17 protein-coding genes are annotated in these 21,954 nt (G+C 60.9%); 3 read left to right on the forward strand and 14 right to left on the reverse strand.

Annotated elements, in window-relative coordinates:
- Nucleotides 1-59: 59 nt before the first annotated feature.
- Nucleotides 60-2,411, forward strand: a complete 2,352-nt coding sequence (locus BS627_RS20790) for a helix-turn-helix transcriptional regulator (RefSeq protein WP_165691342.1) — start codon at nucleotides 60-62, stop codon at nucleotides 2,409-2,411.
- Between the two features lie 3 nt (nucleotides 2,412-2,414).
- Here the strand turns inward: BS627_RS20790 and BS627_RS20795 are convergent, their stop codons facing one another.
- Genes BS627_RS20795 through BS627_RS20840 form a run of 10 tightly spaced genes read right to left on the reverse strand, consistent with a single transcriptional unit; the run spans nucleotide 2,415 to nucleotide 13,318 of the window.
- Nucleotides 2,415-3,125 carry a ribonuclease activity regulator RraA gene (locus BS627_RS20795; RefSeq protein ID WP_003506768.1) on the reverse strand — a complete coding sequence of 237 codons (711 nt, stop codon included), beginning with the start codon at nucleotides 3,123-3,125 and terminating at the stop codon, nucleotides 2,415-2,417.
- Between the two features lie 33 nt (nucleotides 3,126-3,158).
- Nucleotides 3,159-3,956: an NAD-dependent epimerase/dehydratase family protein gene (locus tag BS627_RS20800; RefSeq protein WP_077985062.1), complete on the reverse strand. Its 798-nt coding sequence runs from the start codon at nucleotides 3,954-3,956 to the stop codon at nucleotides 3,159-3,161.
- Between the two features lie 11 nt (nucleotides 3,957-3,967).
- Nucleotides 3,968-5,692 (reverse strand): L-arabinonate dehydratase, encoded by a 1,725-nt coding sequence (araD, locus tag BS627_RS20805; protein ID WP_077985063.1) that lies wholly within the window; start codon nucleotides 5,690-5,692, stop codon nucleotides 3,968-3,970.
- A 37-nt stretch (nucleotides 5,693-5,729) separates the two neighbouring features.
- Entirely contained in the window at nucleotides 5,730-6,809 is a 1,080-nt protein-coding gene (locus tag BS627_RS20810; RefSeq protein WP_077985064.1) for an ABC transporter ATP-binding protein, read from the reverse strand.
- Between the two features lie 22 nt (nucleotides 6,810-6,831).
- Complete coding sequence (locus BS627_RS20815; RefSeq protein WP_089153277.1) at nucleotides 6,832-7,875, reverse strand: carbohydrate ABC transporter permease; 1,044 nt, start codon at nucleotides 7,873-7,875, stop codon at nucleotides 6,832-6,834.
- Nucleotides 7,868-8,836, reverse strand: coding sequence for a carbohydrate ABC transporter permease (locus tag BS627_RS20820; RefSeq protein WP_077985065.1), 969 nt, complete (start codon nucleotides 8,834-8,836; stop codon nucleotides 7,868-7,870). Before BS627_RS20820 ends, BS627_RS20815 begins: the two co-directional genes overlap by 8 nt.
- Nucleotides 8,837-8,893: 57 nt before the next feature.
- On the reverse strand, nucleotides 8,894-10,165 hold the full coding sequence (locus BS627_RS20825; RefSeq protein ID WP_077985066.1) for an ABC transporter substrate-binding protein: 1,272 nt from the start codon (nucleotides 10,163-10,165) through the stop codon (nucleotides 8,894-8,896).
- Between the two features lie 21 nt (nucleotides 10,166-10,186).
- Nucleotides 10,187-11,260 (reverse strand): Gfo/Idh/MocA family protein, encoded by a 1,074-nt coding sequence (locus tag BS627_RS20830; protein WP_077985067.1) that lies wholly within the window; start codon nucleotides 11,258-11,260, stop codon nucleotides 10,187-10,189.
- Entirely contained in the window at nucleotides 11,257-12,273 is a 1,017-nt protein-coding gene (locus BS627_RS20835; RefSeq protein ID WP_077985068.1) for a Gfo/Idh/MocA family protein, read from the reverse strand. The genes BS627_RS20830 and BS627_RS20835 overlap by 4 nt, the downstream gene beginning before the upstream one ends.
- Complete coding sequence (locus BS627_RS20840) at nucleotides 12,266-13,318, reverse strand: Gfo/Idh/MocA family protein (protein WP_077985069.1); 1,053 nt, start codon at nucleotides 13,316-13,318, stop codon at nucleotides 12,266-12,268. The genes BS627_RS20835 and BS627_RS20840 overlap by 8 nt, the downstream gene beginning before the upstream one ends.
- Nucleotides 13,319-13,421: 103 nt before the next feature.
- Between BS627_RS20840 and BS627_RS20845 the strand changes: the two genes are divergently transcribed.
- Nucleotides 13,422-14,129 carry a GntR family transcriptional regulator gene (locus tag BS627_RS20845; RefSeq protein ID WP_077985308.1) on the forward strand — a complete coding sequence of 236 codons (708 nt, stop codon included), beginning with the start codon at nucleotides 13,422-13,424 and terminating at the stop codon, nucleotides 14,127-14,129.
- Between the two features lie 32 nt (nucleotides 14,130-14,161).
- A complete protein-coding gene (locus BS627_RS20850; RefSeq protein WP_165691343.1) occupies nucleotides 14,162-15,082 on the forward strand; it encodes an SMP-30/gluconolactonase/LRE family protein in 921 nt (306 codons plus the stop codon).
- Between the two features lie 24 nt (nucleotides 15,083-15,106).
- Here BS627_RS20850 and BS627_RS20855 read toward each other — a convergent pair whose 3' ends face one another.
- The 4 genes from BS627_RS20855 to BS627_RS20870 form a co-directional block, all read right to left on the reverse strand.
- Complete coding sequence (locus BS627_RS20855) at nucleotides 15,107-16,420, reverse strand: HlyD family type I secretion periplasmic adaptor subunit (protein WP_077985070.1); 1,314 nt, start codon at nucleotides 16,418-16,420, stop codon at nucleotides 15,107-15,109.
- Nucleotides 16,407-18,254 carry a type I secretion system permease/ATPase gene (locus BS627_RS20860; protein WP_077985071.1) on the reverse strand — a complete coding sequence of 616 codons (1,848 nt, stop codon included), beginning with the start codon at nucleotides 18,252-18,254 and terminating at the stop codon, nucleotides 16,407-16,409. The genes BS627_RS20855 and BS627_RS20860 overlap by 14 nt, the downstream gene beginning before the upstream one ends.
- Nucleotides 18,255-18,268: 14 nt before the next feature.
- Nucleotides 18,269-19,024, reverse strand: coding sequence for a hypothetical protein (locus BS627_RS20865; RefSeq protein WP_077985072.1), 756 nt, complete (start codon nucleotides 19,022-19,024; stop codon nucleotides 18,269-18,271).
- Between the two features lie 105 nt (nucleotides 19,025-19,129).
- Entirely contained in the window at nucleotides 19,130-21,916 is a 2,787-nt protein-coding gene (locus BS627_RS20870) for a TonB-dependent receptor (protein ID WP_077985073.1), read from the reverse strand.
- Nucleotides 21,917-21,954: the final 38 nt, after the last annotated feature.

Below are 21,954 nucleotides of genomic sequence, written 5' to 3' on the forward strand. Positions count from 1 at the left end.
TATAGTTTTTTGAAACATGAGTATAGGTTTTTAAGATAAAGTCCCCTATCCCGTTGCCAATGACGCTCCTGCCCCGCACCCGCCTCTGCCGCCGCATCGCCAGCGAAACCGCCGGCGTAGTCTTCCTGCGCGCTCCGGCGGGTGCGGGAAAAAGCGTGCTGCTGGAAATGCTGGCAAAGGAGTTGGGAACGCAGATATGCCGCACGCACCAGCCGCGAAGCGATGATGCCGTAAATGACTGCCTTCTATGGGACGTGCCGGTTTTCGCGCGGGCGGTGCGCATGCCCGCCGCCATTCTGGAAAAGGTCCGTTTTTTGGTCATCGCCTGCCGCCCGGATCAACGGATCAGCGGACTGGCCCGGCAGATCCTGCATCACGGTTCGCTTACCATCGGCCCGGATGAGCTGCTTCTTGGGCAGGAGGAGGTTGAAGACCTGCCACCTGAGCAGAAGCGTCTCGCCCTTCACGACTATGCCGGCTGGCCGGCTTTACTGTCACTGGTCCGTCTTCCAAACGAACCGCTTTGTGCCGATTATCTGCGCGAAAACTACCTGCCGCATCTTTCGCCCACCCAGACGGTTGAGCTTTCGCTCTGGCTCGAAAACCCTTCCGCAGACCCCGAGGCGGAATGGACCGAATTGCTGCCGCCCTTCCTGACCGGAAATCCCGAAAATCATCCCACCCTGATAAGGCTTCTGGGCGTGGCCGCACGGGAGCGTCTCACTACGCTGCAGGCCGGGAGCGCCGTGGTGGAGGTCGCATCGGCTTTCGAAAAGGAAGGACGGGCGCTTGCGGCCATGGCGATGCTGCTCGACCGCGGTTATGAGACCCATGCCGCACAAATTCTGGAACGCGCCCATGGCCGCGAACTGATTTACAGAAGCAGCGTCGGCAGGTTTCGCGAGATCATTATGCGTTTTTCGCAGGATATGATCGCAACGAATGAAACCGTGCTCTTCGCCGTTACCCGCGCCCTGTTGAAACAGGGTGAGTTGCAGCGTGTGCGCCATCTGCTCGGCAAGAGCCTCGGATCGGATTATCTCGATCCGTTGAAGGTGCTTGCCCGGGGTTCACGGTTTTCCTTCGCCGCCCGCACATTCCGGCTCAACCTGATGATTGCCGAGGACCTGACTCCCAATGACGCGATGATAACGCGGCTCGGCGAGTTCATGGCCGATTACCCGATGGACGACCACGGCAAATGGGCGGCCTATTACAATGCGCTGCTGGAATTCGAAATCCGCCGCCGCAATTTCCGCGAGGCGGAGGCCGCCGCTGCCCGCGCTTTGATCTATCTGCGCAAAATGGGCGGGCAGCCCCTGCTGGAGTTCTTCATCCACCTGCACCAGATCGTGCTGCGGCTGATGAGCGGCGACGTGCTTCTGGCGCGCCGGGCCGCGCAGGAGGCGCGCACGCGGCTGGAACAGGTGCCGCATGACGCCGTGCAGGAGTTCCGGATGTTGCGGCTGGCGGAAGCCTGCCTTGCCTATGAGGCTGGAAAGCCCCGCGACCTCCTGCATTTCGTCGAACATGAATTCGATCACTTCGCCGCTGCCGAAATCTGGCCGAGCCTCATGCAATTTGCCCTGTTTTACGCCTCGCAGGTACTGATCGACCATTTTCCGATGACCGTTCGCCCGGGCTTTCTCGATGGCTTGTGGATCCACCTTTCGGAAGGGTTGCAATTCCATGCGATGATGGAAATCAGGACGGCCATCGCCTATCAGAACGCCAACCGCTGGGCGGACGCGGCGGCAACCCTTTCGGCAATCCGCATGCCCATGGGCCGCAACTGGGTGGAGAGCGCGCACGAGGATCTTTCCCGCCTGACGCGGCGCGATGAAATCTCCTATGTCATGGCCTGGCTGCGGGATGCGGTGCATCTTTTCACGCCGCGCGCCTATCTGTCCCGCCAGATCGACGCGATGATCGCCAATCCCAAGGTGACCAACCGCGAGAAGGTCGCGCTGAGAATCTGGCAGAGCTATGCCGCGCACCAGCGTCGCGACAACGCCGCCGCCCGCGCCCATATCCTCACCGCCCTTGAATCGGCGACCCGGCTTGGATGCAGCGGCGTCCTGTCGGAGGAACGCATCTTCCTGTCGCCGCTTCTGAACAATCGCCGCATCCGCAGTTTCATCGAGACCTCTTCCGATGTCCGCAGCGCACTATCGATTTTCGCCGCCTCAATGAACTCACCGCAGGCGCGCGCGCTGCATGGCGGGCTTTCGCAACGGGAAGCGCAGATGCTGCAACTGCTGGCCAGCGGCATGTCGAACAAGAAGATTGCCCAGACGCTCAACATCTCGGAAGTGACGGTGAAATTTCACCTCGGCAACCTGTTCCGCAAGCTGGATTGCAAACGCCGCGCGGAGGCAATCCGCGCGGCGAAAGCACTGGGCTGGCTGTAAGGTTCAGCGGTTGTTCTTCTTGCGCCATTCGGCAAATGCCGTCTGGTGCTCTTCCTTGGTGCAAGGGTAAAGCCCGATGATCGTCTGGCCGGCCTTGACCTGCTCCACGACGAAATCTTCGTAAGCGGTCATTTCCACCGCCTCGGTCGCCACCTCGTCGGCAATGCCCGCCGGGATGACGATAACGCAATCGGCGTCGCCGACGATAATGTCACCCGGGAAAACCGGCGCGTCGCCGCAGCCGATCGGGCCGTTGATCTCGATCGCCTCGTGTTTGGTGAGGTTGGTCGGGCTGGAGGGCCGGGTGTGGTAGGCTGGAATATCCAGCTCGGCAATGGTGGCCGCGTCACGGAAACCGCCATCGGAAACGATGCCTGCACCACCGCGAACCATCAGGCGCGTGACCAGAATATCGCCCGCCGAGGCGGCAGAAGCGTCCTTGCGGCTGTCCATGACAAGCACATGGCCGGGCGGGCAGGTTTCGATGGCGACGCGCTGCGGATGGGCGGGATTGCGGAATTCCACGAGCTGGTTGCGATCCTCGCGGGCCGGCATGTAGCGCAGGGTGAAGGCCGGGCCCACCATGTTTTTACCCTTGTAGCCCAGAGGGCGCACGCCCTGAATGACCTGGTTGCGCAGGCCGCGCTTGTAAAGCGCCGTCGCCAGGGTAGCGACGGAAATCGTCATCAGTTTTTCGCGCGTTTCATTGTTCATCTCTGTCTCCTCGCAATGGCGGATAAATGCGTTTCAAGTCCTGTGAATGGGCTCATCGATAAAAATGCCGCCCTGATATTTTGCGATCGCAGCCTCCGGGTCGGGGCGCGGTACGTCGCGCTCGATTTCCGCACGGTAACGCGCGGCATTGTCGCGCCGCTGCCAGCCGAGAAAATCGACATGGGAATTGTCCCACCAGCTGTCGTCATTGGCCGAAACGCCCCAGATGACCGGGCAGCCGAGCGTCGGCACGCGGAATGTGGCCTCGATCAGCGAGACGAAGTCACCGTAGCTCAGCCACGTCGATAACATCCGCCAGTTGGACGGTTTTTCTTCGCAGGAGCCGATGCGGACAATGGCCGTCTCCTGGCCGAATTTGGAATGGTAGAGGCTTGCCATCGCCTCGCCGAAAATCTTCGAAACCCCATAGAGGCCATCTGGCAGAAAAGGCGTCTCCGGGCTAAGCTGCTCACCCTGCGGGTAATAACCGATCGTATGGTTGCTGGAGGCGAACAGAATGCGCGGCATGCCGTTCAACCGTGCCGCCTCATAGAGATTGTAGACACCACGCAGATTGGCCGCCTCTATCGGATCGAAAGCCCTCTCGACGGAAACGCCGCCGAGATGGACGACGCCGTCGCAGCCCTTGACGAGATCGTGCACCGCCTGCTCGTCTTCGAGCGCGCAGCGAACGAGTTCCTCGTGAGGAGCTGGCGTACCCAAATCGACGACATCAGACAGGCGAATAGTTTCGGTAACGTGGCCAAGCCGCCCGCGCAGCATGCTTCCCAGCTTGCCGCCGGCACCGGTGATGAGCAATCGCTTCAACATGATGGCGCCTCTTAGAAAATATCGGGCTCGCCGGCGGTGCGGCCGAAATCCGTTTGCAGGAAGTCGAAGTCGCAGCCCTGATCAGCTTGGGTGACGTGCTTGGAGAAAAGATAGCCATAACCACGCTCATAACGCGGCGCAGGCGCTTGCCATGCCGCCCGGCGCTGGGCGATCTCTTCTTCGCTAACCAGCATATCGAGACGACGCTGGGGCAGGTCGAGGCGCACGATATCGCCGGTTTTCAGAAGCGCCAAGGGACCGCCGACGAAGCTTTCCGGCGCGACATGCAGTACGCATGCACCGTAGGACGTGCCGGACATGCGTGCATCGGAAATGCGCAGCATATCGCGATGGCCTTTTTTGATGAGCGCCTTGGGAATGGGCAACATGCCCCATTCCGGAAAGCCGGGGCCGCCAAGCGGTCCGGCATTGCGCAGCACCAGCACATGATCGGGCGTCACATCGAGATTTTCATCGTCGATGGCGGCTTTCATTTCCGGGTAGCTGTCAAACACCAGCGCCGGACCTTGATGGACATGCAGTTTGGGATCGCAGGCGGCAGGCTTGATCACGGCGCCGTCGGGGCAGAGATTGCCACGCAGCACCGCGAGCGAGCCTTCCGCATAGACGGGATTATCGAGCGAGCGGATGACGTCGTCATTATAGACTTTCGCGCCTTCGAGATTTTCGCCCATGCTACGGCCGGTCACGGTCAGCGCCGAACAATCGAGACGGCTTTCCAGCTGTTTCATCAGCGCCCTCAGGCCACCGGCGTAAAAGAAGTCCTGCATGAGATAGTCCTTGCCGGAGGGGCGGACATTGGCGATGAGCGGCGTCACGCGGCCAAGTTCGTCCAGCTCGTCCAGCGTCATCGGCACACCGGCGCGCCGCGCCATGGCGATGAGGTGCACGACGGCATTGGTGGAACAACCGGTCGCCATCGCAACAATGGCGGCATTACGGAACGCTGCCGCCGTCAGGATATGGTTCGGTGTCAGGTCTTCCGACACCATCTCGACAATGCGGCGGCCACAGGCTGCGGACATGCGCTGATGTTCGGAATCGACTGCCGGGATGGAGGAGGCACCCGGCAGGGTGATGCCGAGCGCGTCGGCAATGGCCGTCATGGTCGAGGCCGTACCCATCGTCATGCACACACCGGCAGAACGGGCAATACCGCCCTGCACGCCACGCCATTCCTCGTCCGTGACATTACCCGCGCGCCGCTCATCCCAATATTTCCAGGCGTCCGAACCCGAGCCCAGCACCTTGCCGGCATAATTTCCGCTCAGCATCGGGCCGGCCGGCAGATAAATCATCGGCACACCGGCTGAGATTGCACCCATGACGAGGCCGGGCGTCGTCTTGTCGCAACCGCCCATCAGCACCACGCCGTCGAGCGGATGCGAGCGGATCATCTCCTCCGTCTCCATTGCCAGCATGTTGCGGTAAAGCATCGATGTCGGCTTGGTGAAGCTCTCGTCCACCGAGAGCGACGGCATTTCGACCGGGAAACCGCCCGCCTGCAACACGCCGCGTTTCACATCCTTCACCCGTTCAGGGAAATGCGAATGACAGGTATTGAGCTCCGACCAGGTGTTGAGGATACCGATGACGGGTTTGCCGACAAAATCCTCCTCCGCATAACCAAGCTGCATCATGCGCGAGCGGTGGCCGAAGCTGCGCAGGTCGTCGGGTGCGAACCAGCGGTCGGAACGGAGTTTTTTATCTGTCATGTCAATGGTCCTGCGTTGCGGGTTGCGCCAAAGGCTGTCAGTCCTGCCGGAGCGTCAGCCCGCTCGTCGTATCGAAAAGGTGGACGTGTTGAAGCGGTGCGGAGAGGCGGATGACTTCGCCCGCCGATGTCGAGGTCTGGCCGGAAAGATGCAGCGTCACCGGGGTGCCGTCACCCAGATTACCGTAGAGATAGGACTCGCCGCCCAGCTGCTCTGCGGTGCGTACTGACATCGTCAACGCACCACCTTCGCCCGGTTCCACATGGTTCGGGCGGACGCCGAGCGTCACCTTCTGACCGGGCTTATAGGCAAAGCCGGTCTGCGGCAGCGGGATAGTCTCGCCCGTCGCGATTTTGAGAGCAGGCGTTGCGTCCGAAGTCACTTCGCCCGCAAAGAAATTCATCTTCGGCGAGCCGATGAAGCCTGCCACGAAAATATTGGCCGGGCGGTTGTAGAGATCGAGCGGCACGCCGAACTGTTCAAGCTTGCCGGCACGCAGAACAGCAATCTTGTCGGCCATGGTCATGGCCTCCACCTGATCATGCGTCACGTAGATCATGGTGTTGCCGAGACGCCGGTGCAGGCTGGAAATTTCGCCGCGCATATCGACGCGCAGTTCCGCATCGAGGTTGGAAAGCGGCTCGTCGAAGAGGAACACGCGCGGCTCGCGCACCACGGCGCGTCCGATGGCGACGCGCTGGCGCTGGCCGCCCGACAGGTCCTTGGGGCGACGCTCCAGCAGCTGGTCGATCTGCAGCATCTTCGCTACCTGAGCGATCTTCTCGGCGACTTCCTTTTTGGGGGTGCCGATATTCTCAAGGCCGAAAGACAGGTTTTCGCGCACCGTCATATGCGGATAAAGCGCGTATGACTGGAACACCATGGCAAGGCCACGGTCCGCCGCCGGCACCGTGTTGACCACGTCGCCGCCGATGACGATATCGCCGCCTGTCAATTCCTCGAGACCCGAGATCATGCGCAGCAGGGTGGATTTGCCGCAGCCGGATGGGCCGACGAAGACGCAGAACTCGCCATGTTTGATATCGAGATCGATACCCTTGATGACATCGAGGGCGCCATATGTCTTTTTGACCTGACGAAGCTGAATACTTGCCATTGTCGTATTTCCTCCCTGAGGATTATTTGCCGCCCGTGGACGCAATGCCGGTGGCGATATATTTTTGCAGGAACATGAAGACCAGCGCGATGGGCGCAAGCGTCAGCACGGTCATGGCCAGAAGGTTGCTCCATTCCGTCGTCATCTCCCCCTGGAAGGAGTTGAGCGCCAGCTGCAGGGTGAAGTTGTCGTTGCGGGTCAGCACGATGAGAGGCCAGAGGAAGTCGTTCCAGCGCCACATGATCGCAAGGATCGCCAGAACGGCAAGCGCCGGAGCCGATAACGGCAGGATGATACGCCAGTAGATTTTCCACTCGCTCGCCTTGTCCATGCGCGCCGCATCGAGGATTTCATCGGGTATCGTCAGCATGTATTGCCGCAGCAGGAAAACGCCCGTGGGTGTCGCGGCACCGGGAATGATGACGCCCCAGAGACTGTTGATCATGCCAAGCTGGCTGGTGATGAGAAACAGCGGCACCAGCACGACCGTCTGCGGGATCATCAATGTGCCGACAACCAGCGCCAGCACCACGCCCCTGCCCTTGAACTGATATTTCGAGAGCGCAAACGCGGCCATGGAATTGACGATCAGCATGATGAGTGTCGACGTCACCGTGATGAAGGTCGAGTTCCAGAAATAGAGCGGGAAATTGAAGCGCTGGAAAAGCTCGGTGTAGTTTTCCGTCGCCAGCGCCACCTTTTCAGCCGGTTTCAGCTCGTTGAACGGCATCTTCAGGACTTCGGTCGGCTTGGCCGGGTCAACCACCTGGGCCACGAGGCCGATGCGGCGGATCATGCCGAGCTTGCGGCCATCCTTGTCGACATAGGCCGGCAGCGGCGCTGCCTGCCCATCAACCGCCACGGTTTCTTGGCTATAGGGCAGAAGGCGCGGCGGGAAGCGTTGAAGGTCGGCCTCCGTCTTGAACGAGGAGAGCACCAGCCAGACGACGGGGCCGAACATCATCAGCACGGCCACGCCGAGATAGGCGTAGGACAGCCAGTCGGTCCAGTGCAGCCTGCCGTTGCGGCCGCGGGTACGGGTCAGAAATGCGCCAATCCTAGCCATCGACCTTGCTCCTGTTTGCCCGGAATTGCAGCGCGGTCAGCACCACGAGCACCACGGCGAGCAGCAGCGAAGCGGCGGCCGCAAGTCCGAAATTCCGGGGCGTCCCGGCAAAGCCGGTCTGATAGATGAATTGAATGATGAAGGTCGTCGCCGAACCCGGACCACCGCCGGTAAAGGCAAAGACTTCATCGAAAGTCTGCACGCCCTTGATGACCGACAGGACGAGAACGACAAGCATGGTGGGCGCAAGCAGCGGCAGGGTAATGCGCCGGAAGATGCGCCATGGGCTTGCCTTGTCCAGCTGCGCCGCCTCATAGACATCACGCGGGATCGCCTGCAGGCCGGCTAGAAGGATGAGCGTGTAAAAGCCCATATGCGCCCAGACCGACAGGAAGACCGACCAGCCGAAGGCAAGGTTGGCCTCGAGCAGCCAGTCCACCGAACCGAGGCCGAGCCCCTCCATCGCCGCATTGAGAACGCCGAAACGCTGGAGAATCCACTTCCAGATCAGCGCGACCACGACGGGTGACAAGAGAACCGGGAAGAAGAAGACCGCGCGAAAAAAGCCACGGGCGCGGATATCGCGATTAAGCACGATGGCCGTGATCAGCGAGAATCCAACCATGAAACCCACCTGCAGCACGACGAAGAACAGCGTGTTCCAGACGGAGCGCCAGAACAGGTCGCGCGCACAGGAATTGGGATCAAGATAATTCTGACAGGAAAGAAGGACCGAAAAGTTTTCGCCGCCCACCGAAGGGCGCTCGGAAAGCAATATGTGTTCGCTGCCGGTCACGGAATAGGCCATGTTCAGCAGGATCGGCAGGAAGGCGAAGACCGCAAACAGGATCAGGTTGGGTGTCAGAAACACCCACGCAATCCGCCGGTGGCCAAGAACCTTCTGCAGGAAGGCAAAGGGCAGTTCGACGATGCCCATGACGGGCGCAAGAAATTTATACATGAGGGTCCTCCTTCGATCCGGCGCGGCGCGGCATGCGCCGCGCCGGAAGGCGATGGATCACTTCGCCTGTTTCAACGCTTCCTCGAGGTCCGTCTTCGCACGGGCCATGGCCTCATCGACGGTGCTCTCACCGACGATGGCCTGCGTAATGCGCTGGACGGAGATGTTGAACATGGCGCGATTGTTCTTGTAGCCCTGATAGGCATAGGCAATCGGGCTGAGGCCGGGAATCTGGTCCAGCCAGGCATTCATGGCCTTCTGCGTCGCAGGCGTCGCACCGGTATAGGTCACGCCCTTGTCGGCCACGGCCTTGTGGGCCGGAACGTTGCGAGTGCGAACGGTGAAGTCGAGATAATTTTCGTCCTGAGCGAGGAAGTTCAGGATATCGGCGACGATCTTCGGGTTCTTGGTCTGCTTGAAGCCGACGATGCCGGTACCGCCCGGCATGCCCGTGCAGGCGGCGCCACCGCAGGGCTGCGGCACGACTTCCCAGTCAAAGGCATCGCCCACCTGGCTGTCGAAGCGCGCGGTCTGCCAGCTGCCGGAATAATAATAGACCAGCTGGCCGTTGATGAATTCCTGCGCGGCGTCGCGGTAGGTATTGCCGCCCTGCCCGGCCCAGACGTCACGCGCCATGGTGCCGTCCTTGTTCCACTCCACGAACTTCTTCACGAAAGTCGTAAAGCCTTCGTCGACGAGGATCGGCTTGCCGTCAGCATCGAAAATCTTCGCGCCATAGGAAATGGCCGGGCCGGCGATGCGATGGCCGGAACGGTCGATGGCCATCGGGTAAGGTGTGCCGGTTGCCTTGGCGACGGCATTGGCAGCCTTCGCCCAATCGTCCAGCGTTGCATCCTTGCCGGGTACGGCGACATTGGCCTGATCGAACAGGGTACGATTGATGAAAGCGCCGGTGATGGTGAGCTGGGTATGCATGCCGTAGATGCCCTTGTCGTCGGGGCCGCTGCGGTACCATTTCAGCACGTTGGAGAAATTGTCTTCCCAATATTTCGCGTCCACATAGGGCGTGAGATCGAGATAATAGCGGTTGAGGCCGCCGAGGTCGGTCACGGTTGCGAAATCCGGCCCGCTGCCGCCGGCGAGCTGGACGGGCAGGCCTTCCAGCAACGCCTTGTAGGGCACAATGTCAGTAACGATCTTCACGTCCGGATGCTGCTTTTCGTAACGGGCGAGAATGTCCTTCAGGATTTCGCAGCCATTGCCGTCATAAGCGCAGGTGAAGCGCACTTCCTCGGCCGCCTGGGCGGCGCCTGCAAAGGACGCCGCGCCAATGGCGAGCGCCAATGCCATGCTGTATTTACCGATCATCTCTTTTCCTCCCTTAGATGATTATGCGTTGGCGGATGTGTGCGGAGCCCAGCCTTTGATCCATTCACCTTCTGCGGCGTCGGACAGGCGGACCGGCTTTCTTTCCCGTACCGAGCGATAGATGGCGGTAACGAGTTCTATGGACTGCAGGCCGTCATTGACCGTCACTTCCTTGCCGCCGCGTCCTTCCATCGCGTCGGCAATGGCTTCGACAAAACCGGCAAAACCGTTTTCGCCGTCGGCAACCTTTGCCAGAACGGCATCGATCTGGTCCTGCGTGGTGGGTGCACGGGCGATGAAACGCCATGTGTCTTCGGCCGGGCGATAGGGAAGCGTGCCACTCTCGGCGGTGAAGCCTTCGAAGCAGAAACGCAGACGGGACGTATCTTCTGCTGCACCGAGCGTGACGGAGCTGGTTGCCAGCGCACCGCTTTTCATGCGGAAACTGAGTGCTGCGCAATCTTCGGTTTCGATGGTGTTGACGCGCGTGTCGGCCATGGCGAAAACTTCCTCGACCGGGCCGAGGACGTGGCAGAGAAGATCGTGGGCGTGGATGGCGTGACCGAGGATCGCGCCGCCGCACTCACCCTTCCAGGTGCCGCGCCACGGGATGTCGTAATAGCTGGCGCCACGGTTCCAGTGAACTTCCGAGCTTGCGACAAAGGCTTTGCCCGCAAGACCGGCATCGATCAGCGCCCGCAACTGCCGCATGGCATGTCCAAAACGGTACTGGAAGACGGGAAATACACCGCGTCCGGTCTTCTTGACGGACTCGATCAGCGCATTGGCCTCTTCCAGAGAGCGAACCAGCGGCTTTTCGCAGACCACATCCTTGCCCGCCGCATGCGCCTTCAGAGTGACAGGAAAATGCAGGTGAGGCGGCAGGCAGACGTCGATGAGCTGAATGCTCTCATCGGCCAGAACCTCATCGAGATCGGTGGTCAGACGAATGGAGGTGTCATCGCCGGCGACGGAGCGCGCGCGCTCCAGATCGAGATCGCAGATCGCCTTGACGACGAAGCGCTTGGGCAGCGCCCGATAACCGCTCAGATGCTGGGCGCCGATGCCGGCGCCGATGATGGCAACACCGATCATTTCGAGGCTCCCTCAGCCTTGGCCTGCGCCTGAAGCGAGAGGTCGCAGACCTTGAAGACGTGTTCCTGCGTCATCGCCGTCTCCGTGCGGTTGCGGATATCGTCGCAGATGCGGGCGAAATAGGGCAGACCGGCGCCGGAAGCATCAATATACTCGCAGCGGTCGCCGTTGACGAGAACGAGGCGGTCCGTGCCTTCGGTATTGCCGACATCCACATATTTACGCAGTTCGATGTAACCTTCGGTACCGAGGATGGTCAGGCGGCCGTCACCCCAGGTCGGCAGCGCATCGGGCGTGTACCAGTCGACGCGGATATAGCCGTGGCCCTTGTCGCCGCGCAGCACAACTTCGCCGAAATCCTGAAGACCCGGATCGCCGGGGTTGGCATAATTGGCAACGGTGGCGGACACGATCTCAACCTCGGTCGAACCCGTGAAGAACATGAACTGATCGATCTGGTGGCTGGCAATATCGGTGAGGATACCACCATAGGCTTCACGCTCGAAGAACCATGTCGGGCGGATCTGGCGGTTCAGACGATGCGGGCCGAGGCCGACGGTCTGGATGACGCGGCCGATAGCGCCCTGGGCAACGAGTTCAGCCGCCTTGGTCACGCTCGGCACTTCAAAACGCTCCGAGAAATCGACGGTCCAGATGCGCTTGGTCTTTGCCACAGTCTGACGAAGGCGGTCGAGCTGTTCGAAGGTGGTGCAACCGGGCTTGTCCGACATGACGTCCTTGCCGGCTTCCATGGCGGCGATAGCGAGATCGGCGCGCTTGGAGGGAATGTCGGCGATCACGACGAGATCGACAGTGCCGTCAGCCAGCAGCGCCTCTTTCGATGCTGCGCGCGGCACATTCGGGAAGCGCTTGACGAAGCCCTCCACGACATCGGGCTCGCCTTCTGTCCACCAGCCGGCAAATTCGGCGCCGGCATCCAGCAGGTTCTGGGCCATGCCGAAAATATGCCGATGCTCAATACCAAGAGCGACGAACTTGATTGCTTTACTCATCCTGCAGTTCCACTTCCTTGCCGGTGTCGGCCGAGTTGATGATCGCGTCGATCAATCTGTGAGACAAAAGAGCCGCTTCGCCGGTGACGACCGGCGGGCGTCCTGAAGAGATGGCGTCTGCGAAATCATCGAAAACGCCCTGATGCCATTCATGCGTGAAAGCCATGGGGTCGGCGCCGCCGCCCGTGCCAGCGGCCGCGCCGCCAAAGGTTTCCTGCCGGCCATCGCGCCAGTCGACATGCAGCAGGCCGGAGGCGAGCCGCAGGCTGGCATTGTCGAAATGCAGGAGGATCGATTCCGCAGCCCCGGGGAAGCTTGCGGTGCTTGCCACCAGCGAGCCGACAGCGCCATTCCTGAAACGCAGGCCCGCAGACACGTAATCTTCGGTTTCCATGCGGTGGAAACGCGTCGTTGCAGCCATCGCCTGAACACGGGCGACCGGCCCCGTCAGGCTCAAGGCCAGATCAATCGTATGGATTGCCTGGGAGATCAGTACGCCGCCGCCATCGCGCGCCAGCGTGCCGCGACCCGGTTCGTCGTAATAGGATTGCGCGCGCCACCAGGGCACCGAGATTTCGCAGAGGCCGAGCATCCCGAGCGTTCCGCCGTCCACAAGCTCGCGCGCTTTTTGCGATGCGACCCGCATGCGGTGCTGGAAGATGATGCCGAGCGCGACACCCGCGTCACGACACAGGGCGACGAGACCCTCGGCTTCCCGCGTATTGCGAGCGACCGGCTTCTCCATCAGGATGTGTTTGCCAGCCTGCGCCAGTTTTCCGACAATATCGATGCGGGCATTGGGCGGCGTGGCGATAATGGCGAAATCGACATCCGCATCGCGCGCCGCTTCGTCGACGGAGGAATAAACCGCCACCGCGTATCCGGTATGTTTCGACGCCTCGGCAGCCAGCGCCTTGGCGCGGCCGGAACCACCATCGACGATGCCCTTCACGCGAATTTTTTCCGGGCTTGCCGCGCAGGCAAGCACATGCGTCTTCGCCACCATTCCGGCGCCAACGATGACACAGGTCTTGATATTTTGCATTTCGGGAGCCTCCTTCCCAATGCGCGATCATTTGCATACCGGTATGCCGGTTGTCAACAGACTTGTGTTCCGGTATACCGGTTATGAGAACAGTGGAGGGTACATGCCGAAAATTCCTGTAACAGGCGTGCCGACGATGGAGCGGCTGGACCTCAACCGTCCGGTCGTGGACCAGATTTACTCCGCGCTGAAATCAGCCATCCTCTCGCGGGAGCTTTTTCCCGGGCAAGCCGTCTCTGAAAACGAGATCGGACAGTCGTTCAATTCGAGCCGAACGCCGGTACGCGAGGCGCTGAGCCGCCTGCGCGACGACGGCCTGATCGTCACGCTGCCAAGCCGTGGAACCTATGTCTCGCGACTATCGGAAAAGAACATCCGTAGCGCGCAATTCATCCGCGAGGCGCTTGAAGTGGCCGCAGTGCGCAGGCTTTGCCAGATTGGCCTGGCGCCAGAGGCCGAGCAGGAGATCGAGCATGCGCTGAATGGCCAGCGGGCGGCGATGCGCAACGGCGACAGAAAAGCTTTCCGCATCCATGACGACCAGTTTCACAGCGCGCTTGCCGCCGCAACGGGCCTCGAAAGGCTGGAATCTCTGTTGATCCGCGAGAAGGCGGGGCTGGATCGTTTGCGCGCCCTGGCCATCACCGATGAGGCGCATATGGCGCGGCTGCTTTCCGAACATGAGGCGGTATACGACGCAATCAGGGCGGGTGACGACACCCGCGCGACGGATTGTCTGCAAAAGCACCTGAGACGCGTCCTAGGCATTCTCTCACAAGTTTTCGAGAACCATCAGGACTACTTCGAATAATTCCGCAGCATTTTTTCAACGGTTCGAGCATCATGAATACGGCAAACCCCGGACACACGCTTGCCATGTCGCAGGCGGAACTTCTTTGCGACACGATGAGCACACTTGCGGAATCTCCTGTTTGGGACGAGCGGCGACAGGTGCTTTTCTGGTGCGATATTCTCGGCGGGACGGTGCGGTCCGCAGCGCTCGAGCCCGGGCGTTATCGCGAATGGTCGTTCCCCCACACCGTATCGAGCCTTGGACTTTGTCAGAACGGCGATCTCGTCATCGCCTGCGGCATGGATGTTATCATTCTCGATCCTGATAGCGGCGAAACGCGCCTCCTCCATTCCATTCCTGCGCCAAAAGGCATCCCCTGCCGGCTGAACGACGGGCGGATCGGCCCCGACGGCGCTTTCTGGGTGGGAACCATGCACAATGTCCCGCTCCCGGAGATGGAGCCCCATGGCGAACTCTGGCGGATCACCGAAAAGAACGCCGAGCGTATTCAGACGGGGCTGACATGCCCGAACGGGCTCGCCTTCTCCGAGGACGGATCGATCATGTGGCAGAGCGATTCCGTCCAGAAATGGATACGTCGGCGAAATTTTGACAGCCGGAACGGCAGCTTCGATGAGGGCGTGCTGGTGGCCCAAATGACGGAAGAGACTGGAAGGCCCGATGGCGGCTGCCTCGATAGCAGCGGCAACTATTACAGCGCAGGCGTGTCGGCCGGCCTGCTCAACGTTTTCACGCCCGACGGCGCGTTGGCGGACGTGATAGCAGCCCCAGTGCCCCACCCCACGATGCTCTGCTTCGGGGGCACGGATTTCAGTACTCTTTTCCTGACATCCCACCGCCACAACATGTCCGAGGACCGACTGCACAAAGCGCCATTTTCAGGTGGCGTCTGGGCGATCCCCACTCAGACGAAAGGGTTTGCCGGCTTCCGCTTTGGCGACGGTAGGTAACGTCCGGAAGCCGGGTTCCGAACCCTATTCCTCCCGAAAGGCGCGACTGATCTGGTCGGTCAGCGGTTTGGCGATATAGGACAGCGCCGTTCTTTCGCTCGTCTGAATGAAGGCCTCGGCCGGCATGCCCGGCACCAGCGGCGCATTGTTCAGCTTCCGCCGCTCGGAGACCGGTACGGAAATCCGCGCCAGATAATAGGAGAGACCGCTGCGCTGATCGGTGGTGATATCCGCCGCGATGCGGCTGACATGGCCTTCCAGTTCCGGCGTGACGCGCTGGTTGAATGCGGTCATGCGCAGCATCGCCTTTTGCCCCAATTGAAGCTGATCGATATCCTTGGGCACGATCTGCACCTCCAGCGCCAGCTCGTCTCCGTCAGGCACGATGAGCATGATCGGATCCGCCGGCGTCACCACGCCGCCCAGGGTGTGCACGGCCATTTCATGCACCACGCCTGATTGCGGCGCGACAATGTCGATGCGTTTCAGCTGGTCTTCGGCCGCAACCTTGCGCTCGACGAATTCGCCCATCTGGGCCTGTATCTCGCGCAGTTCCCGCCCGACCTCGGTGCGCAATTCCTGATCGATCTGCAGGATTTGCAGCCTGGTTTCGGTGATGCGCCCCGCCGTCTGCGCCTGATAGGCGATTTTCTCGCCGCGCTCACCGCCGAATGTCGCGGCCTGCGTCTGCAGGCTGTTCAGCCGCTGCACGGACACGACACCCTGTTCAAGCAGGGATTTCTGCGAGGTGATTTCAGCCTCCAGCACGGCAAGGCCGTTATCATAGGCGACTTCCTGCGCCTTCAACCCTTCGATCTCATGTTCGAACTGGGTGATACGCTCGGAAAGCTGTGCTTTGCGCCCTTGGCGATAGGATTTGCGGAATTCGAACAGCTTGGTCTCGCTGCGCATGGCGGAGGCGACATCGGCATCGTCTTTTCGCGCCATCAACGCCTGCGGAAAGACGAGTTCCGGCAGATCGTCGCGCTCGGCCTCCAGCCTTGCCATGCGCGCATTCAGCTCATCCAGACGCTTGGTCACGATGGCGAGATTGGCGCGGGTCTGGGTCGCATCAAGGCGCATGACCACATCGCCGGCCTTCACTCTATCGCCTTCGTTCACCAGAATTTCGCCGACGACACCGCCGCTCGGATGCTGCACCTTCTTCGTGTAGGAATCCACCACCAGATGACCGGAGGCGACAACCGCGCCGGCAAGATTGGTCGTAGCAGCCCATCCGCCGACACCGGCCAGCAGCGCTACGCCCGCAGCAAGGCCGGCAACGAGATGCTTGCGGATGGAGCGGGACACATGGCTGCGCCGGTCAATGTTTGACATCTGCATCTCCTTCCTGGCTGTTCTCTTCACGGACGTCTTCCAGCACCAGCGCGTGAGGCTGGGTATTGGCGACGACGCGCAGCGGCGAGATGGTCTGGGCGGATGCGGTAAATCCCTTGGCCGCCTGCGCTTGCGGAACGCGCAGTACCTTCGAAAGCACCTCGTCACGCGGGCCGAAGGCCTTCATCCGCCCCTCTTCCATCATCAGAATGAAATCGACAGCACCGATGGCGCTCGGCCGGTGGGCGACGACGACGGCAATGCCGCCCCGCGCCTTGACCGAGGAAATTGCCTTGACCACGGCGGCTTCGCCTTCCGCATCGAGATTGGCGTTGGGTTCGTCCAGCACCACGATGAAGGGATCGCCATATAGCGCGCGGGCAAGGCCGATGCGCTGGCGCTGCCCGGCGGAAAGCGCCGAACCCGCCTCGCCGATATCGCTGTCATAACCCTTTTCGAAACGCAGGATCAGTTCATGCGCACCCGCAGCCCTGGCCGCCGCGATGATGGCCTCAGGATCGGGATTATCCTCGAAACGGGAGATATTCTCGCCGATCGTGCCATCGAATAACTCAACGCCCTGCGGCAGATAACCGATATGGCGGCCCAGCGCCTCACGGTCCCACTGCTCGAAACTTGCACCGTCCAGCCGTACCTTGCCGGCCGCAGGCATCCAAGCGCCGGTGAGAATGCGCGACAGGGTGGATTTGCCCGAGCCGGAGGGGCCGATAACGCCGAGCGCGTTTCCAGCGGTCACGATGAAGCCAAGTCCGGTGACGGTTGGTTTTCTTTCTCCCGGCGGAACGATGGTGACGTTTTCGACCCGCAAATCCTTTTCAGGCCTCGGCAGGGCCATGGCGGCGGCATTGGCCGGCATCTGTGCAAAAAGCTCCCTCAGCCGCGCCCAGCTCTGCCGGGCGGCCACAAAGGACTTCCAGTTGGAAATGGCAAGATCGACGGGCGCCAGCGCCCGGCCCATCATGATCGAACTGGCGATCATCACGCCGCCGGAGGCCTCCTGATTGATGACGAGCCACGCGCCGACCGCCAGAATTGCCGATTGCAGCACGACCCGCAAAGACTTCGCGATGTTGCCAAGACCGCCGGCCACATCGCCCGCCTTGCGATTGGCGGCGAGATGGGCCTCGTTGGAATTCTGCCAGCGTTTTCCGAGCCTACCGCCAAGCCCCATGGCCTGCACGACTTCGGCATTGCGGCGCGAAGCCTCCAGTTGCCGGTTGCGGGCCATATTCTCGACCATGGTGTCGCGGATCGGCTTCTGCGAAAAGATGTTGGTCAGGATTGTGAGGGAGACAAGCAATATCGCGCCGGCAAGCGCCGTCACACCGATCCAGAAATGAAACAGAAAACATATGCCGAGATAAAGCGGCATCCACGGCAGATCGAAAAAGGCCGTCGGCCCCGTGCCGGAAAGAAAACCGCGCACATTGTCGAGATCGCGCAGCGGCTGCAGACCGTCCCCCGGCATGCGGTTGACAAGCGGCAGGCGCACGACCGCATCATGCACCTTACCGGAATAACGCAAGTCGAAATCTTCACCGATACGGATCAGAACGCGAGCGCGGATGATATCGAGCAGGCACTGGAAGCCGTAAAGGCCAAGCGCGAGAATGGCGAGCCCGACCAGCGTCGGCAGGCTGCCGCTGGCCAGAACCCGGTCATAAACCTGGAGCATGAAGAGCGGCGAAGTGAGCGCGAGTATATTGACCACGCCGCTGACGAGCGCAAGGCCGAGAAACGTGCTTTTAAGGGGCGAAACAACCGCCGCAGTGAGGGACTGCGGCGGCGTCTGCTGGTGGTTTTGAAAGCCCACAGCCTGATTTTCCTTTACGCGGCAAGCGCCGATGCGCTGGCGAAAATGAAGTCCGACGCGTCGAGCACATTTGCATCGACACCATTCAGTGTGACGGAGACGGACGTGTCTGTGGCCGAAAGGATAACGGCATTTCCGTTATCATTATACCACAACAAATCGTCCACCGAAGTTGCGCCCCAGGCGGAAACATCGAGCGTATCGGTACCGTCCTGATAGCCGTAGGTTCCGGTCGGGCCGGCCGCTACGACGTCGTTGCCGCCGGAAAATACGAAGGTGTCTGCGCCGGCAAAGCCGGTCAGGGTGTTGGAGGCAGCCGTGTCCTCGATCACCGTGCCGGTGGCTGCAAAGTAATCATAGAAGCCGGCCAGCGAACCGAAGCGGGCAAGCTGGTAGACGGCGAGATCGAGAAGATCGCGAGCGCCGGCAAGCGAATAGGCGCTGTCGGGATCGATCAGCAGTTCCTGCTGGCTGACGGCGATGCCGCTGGTGGACTGGCCGTAGCCGGCGCCTAGAACGATGCTGTCGACCGAACCCGTCAGGTTGCCCTGGGAGTACTGCAAAGCGCCGCTCATGACGATGCCCTTGCCGCCGGAACTGCCATCGCCCCACGCCTCATAGGTCGTGTTCGGATCGATGGTGGTGGTGGCGAGAGAGCTGGTCTGAGCGTCGTAGAACGCACCATAGGTCGAACCGAAACCGCTCGTCCAACCGTTGAGGTAGCCGATCAGATCGGAGGAAGACTGCGTCAGTTGAATTGTGGTAGCCATAGGTGTACTCCTTTGCTGGCCAATAGGGATACCTTGGTCATGTGACGAAGGCGTTTCATCTCCGGGACGGGCTGCAACCCCAACCCGGAGAATTTCTTCCACGGTTCAGAACTTCATGTTCATCGTCGCGATAAAGGTGCGGCCGGGCGCCGTATAAGCGCTGGCTGCCGGGATGTATTTGCGGTCCGTCAGGTTGTTGACGGCAAAGCGAAGGGTGGCCTTGTCGTTGAAGGCATAGGACCCATAGAGATCCACCGTCGTGTAGGGATCGGTCACCTCGCGGAGATTGCCTTCCGTATCCAGTGTGCGCGACTGTGTCGGCGTGACATGGTTGAGCCTTGCGCCCAGCGAGAATTTCTCATCGAAGAAACGCATGCCGCCATCGAGCGTCAGCTTCACCTTGGGCGCGACATCGCCCGGCCAAGCGACGATTTCGCCCGTCGTGGTGGTCGTGCCGTTGGAAAAAACCTGCGTCTTTTCAGGCCATTCCGTCTTCAGAAGCGTCGCCGAGCCGCCGAGCCAGAAATTGCGGGCATCGTAATTGCCCTCGAATTCAAGCCCGCGCATATAGGTCGTACCGTCCAGATTGACGAAGCTGGTATAGGTGCGGTCGAGAACCTGATCGGTGACGAGATAACCGAGCGCGATATAGTCCTTCACCTCGCGACGAAAGGCGGCCATTTTGATGCGAATGGAATCGTCGTCCAGCAGCACGCCGTCGAAGCTCACATTCGCGCCGATTTCATAGGTCGTCGCCTTTTCGGCGCGCAGAGCCTGATTGGGAGCGTATTCGTATCCGGCGCTGTCGCCCGGACGCGCACCGGCAAAAAATGCCTCGAGGATTGTCGGCGGACGCAGGCTCTGGGAATAGCTTACGTAAGGACGGAACCAGTCGACGGGTTTCAGCTCGATGGTGGCGGAGGGCAGCCAGGCGCTGTAGGTGCGATCAATATCGACATTGTGCTCAGGGTACTCGATGACCGGTATCGGCCGCCCCGTTGTTCCGGTGCCAGGCATACAGCCTGCCGCGATGTTGGGCCAAGCCCGCGCCAGATAAAGCGCGTAGGGCCAGGCTGGGTTAGCGGGACGGAATATCTGATTAAAATAATCGAGAGGCGTGTAGTGGCTGCTGACCGGATCGCAAGGGATGGAAGTATCGATCTGATAGTTACGAGTACTGTAATAAGTCGCTGATCCCTTGAGACGCGACCAGTCGTAACGCACGCCGCCACTCAGCGTGATCCAATCGGCCGGCTCAAGCTCACCATTCAGGAACAGGCTGGCGACATCGCGTCGCCCTGCAGGGCTGAATGACGTGTAGCTGCTGGCGAAAGAAGGATTTTCGGCGATTTTGGCACTTGTCGCAACGGACGTGGCGATGTCCCGGAAGGCTTCCGCTCCGTAGTTCAGGCTGAGCGCGCCCGCCGCCGTATCAAAGCGACTGGTATTTTCCAGGCTGCCGCCGAAACTGCGCAGGCCCATATCGAGGTTGGTTTCCGCTGCATACCCGACGCTTCCATCAAGTTTATTGCGCGCCGCGCGCAGTTCATGCGTCATATTATCGTTCAGCCACAGCGACGACTTGAAATCGATGAGTTCACTCTCCGGGTCCCAGTCCAGCTTCGCGACGACGCTGTCGTTTCGCACGCTTTCCCGGTCGATCACCTCAGATGCGCCCTGAACGAAGTCATTCTCCTGATGCATCCAGGAGAGCGAAGCCTTCACGTCGCCAAATTCGCCTTCGCCCTTGAAGAAGGTGGACCAGCCGTCGCGGCCAAGCAAATCCTTCATCGTCAGCGCGGTGCTGCGGGCCTCGCCCTTCGTTCCGATCTTGTATTCATCCATGATCGTGCGGCTGTAACCGGCGACGAAGGAGAGAGGACCATCCGGCGAGCGAGCAGCGCCGAGAACCGAACCCTGAAAATCATAACCATTGGTGCCGCGGGAAACATTCACTTCCCCGCCCTTGTTTTCACCCTCGGCAATCAGATCGTCGGCGCTGACGGTTCGGAACTCGACCTTACCGCCCAGGGAGCCCGCATTACCCGACCGCGCATTGGTTATTTTTTCGATCTCGACGGCACGGATGAAAGCGACATCCACATAGCCCTGCCCGGCACTCGCAGTATAGCTTGCGGTGCCGCCGAAGGTCGCACCACGCTGCGCATTCTGCCGGGCCCCGTCGATTGAGACAACCACGCGGCCGCTTTCCTGCAAACCGCGCACATTCGGCGAAACGGTTGGGAAGCTGCCATTGCCCTCGCCGGCATAAACACCGGAAACTCGGTTGAAAACATCGCGCGTGTTGCGCACGCCGGCCGACTGGATCGCCTCGCGGCCGACCACGCTGACGCTGGCGGGCGTTTCATAAACCCAGTCGGGCGTCCCCTGATAACCGGAACCGGCAATGGAGTTGCGCCCGGTCTTGCCGGTCAGGGTAATGGTTTCCAGAACCGTCGTACCCTCCGCCGCGGAAAGATCGACGGTCGATTGCCCCGTGCCGATGACGACGGTTCTGCCATTGCCGGCGATACGGAAATTGACGCCCGTTCCCGCCAACAGCCGTGACAGCGCCTCCCGCACCGTGAAACTGCCGGTGACGGCATTGGTGCGCACATTGCCCGCCGCCGGCGTGGCAAGCGTGACCTGAAGGCCGGATTGCCGCCCGAAAGCACCCACGACCGATGACAGCGACTGGGCGGGAATATTGAATGGCCTCGTCGCCCCCTGCTCGCCGCCTGGACGCTGGGAATTGGTGGCGTCAGCTCCGGTCTGGGCCAGAACGGGCGTCGCGAATGAAACAATGACCGCCGTTGTCGCCAGCAGCACGGCCCTGCGAGCCCGCTTTGCTGCTTTTTCCCCTGAACCGGTCTTGCATGTCTGGAGGCGCATATTGCTTTTGTCTTCCTGTCTTTCGCTCCGGATATATC

This window comes from Agrobacterium salinitolerans (assembly GCF_002008225.1).
GTDB lineage: Bacteria > Pseudomonadota > Alphaproteobacteria > Rhizobiales > Rhizobiaceae > Agrobacterium > Agrobacterium salinitolerans.

Bases quoted from the DNA above. Each gene is read 5' to 3' on its own strand.
- BS627_RS20800 (WP_077985062.1), bottom strand. From the start codon at position 3,956: ATGTTGAAGCGATTGCTCATCACCGGTGCCGGCGGCAAGCTGGGAAGC.
- BS627_RS20820 (WP_077985065.1), bottom strand. From the start codon at position 8,836: ATGTATAAATTTCTTGCGCCCGTCATGGGCATCGTCGAACTGCCCTTT.
- araD (WP_077985063.1), bottom strand. From the start codon at position 5,692: ATGACAGATAAAAAACTCCGTTCCGACCGCTGGTTCGCACCCGACGAC.
- BS627_RS20845 (WP_077985308.1), top strand. From the start codon at position 13,422: ATGCCGAAAATTCCTGTAACAGGCGTGCCGACGATGGAGCGGCTGGAC.
- BS627_RS20865 (WP_077985072.1), bottom strand. From the start codon at position 19,024: ATGGCTACCACAATTCAACTGACGCAGTCTTCCTCCGATCTGATCGGC.
- BS627_RS20855 (WP_077985070.1), bottom strand. From the start codon at position 16,420: ATGTCAAACATTGACCGGCGCAGCCATGTGTCCCGCTCCATCCGCAAG.
- BS627_RS20850 (WP_165691343.1), top strand. From the start codon at position 14,162: ATGAATACGGCAAACCCCGGACACACGCTTGCCATGTCGCAGGCGGAA.
- BS627_RS20830 (WP_077985067.1), bottom strand. From the start codon at position 11,260: ATGATCGGTGTTGCCATCATCGGCGCCGGCATCGGCGCCCAGCATCTG.
- BS627_RS20815 (WP_089153277.1), bottom strand. From the start codon at position 7,875: ATGGCTAGGATTGGCGCATTTCTGACCCGTACCCGCGGCCGCAACGGC.
- BS627_RS20840 (WP_077985069.1), bottom strand. From the start codon at position 13,318: ATGCAAAATATCAAGACCTGTGTCATCGTTGGCGCCGGAATGGTGGCG.
- BS627_RS20870 (WP_077985073.1), bottom strand. From the start codon at position 21,916: ATGCGCCTCCAGACATGCAAGACCGGTTCAGGGGAAAAAGCAGCAAAG.
- BS627_RS20795 (WP_003506768.1), bottom strand. From the start codon at position 3,125: ATGAACAATGAAACGCGCGAAAAACTGATGACGATTTCCGTCGCTACC.
- BS627_RS20835 (WP_077985068.1), bottom strand. From the start codon at position 12,273: ATGAGTAAAGCAATCAAGTTCGTCGCTCTTGGTATTGAGCATCGGCAT.
- BS627_RS20790 (WP_165691342.1), top strand. From the start codon at position 60: ATGACGCTCCTGCCCCGCACCCGCCTCTGCCGCCGCATCGCCAGCGAA.
- BS627_RS20810 (WP_077985064.1), bottom strand. From the start codon at position 6,809: ATGGCAAGTATTCAGCTTCGTCAGGTCAAAAAGACATATGGCGCCCTC.
- BS627_RS20825 (WP_077985066.1), bottom strand. From the start codon at position 10,165: ATGATCGGTAAATACAGCATGGCATTGGCGCTCGCCATTGGCGCGGCG.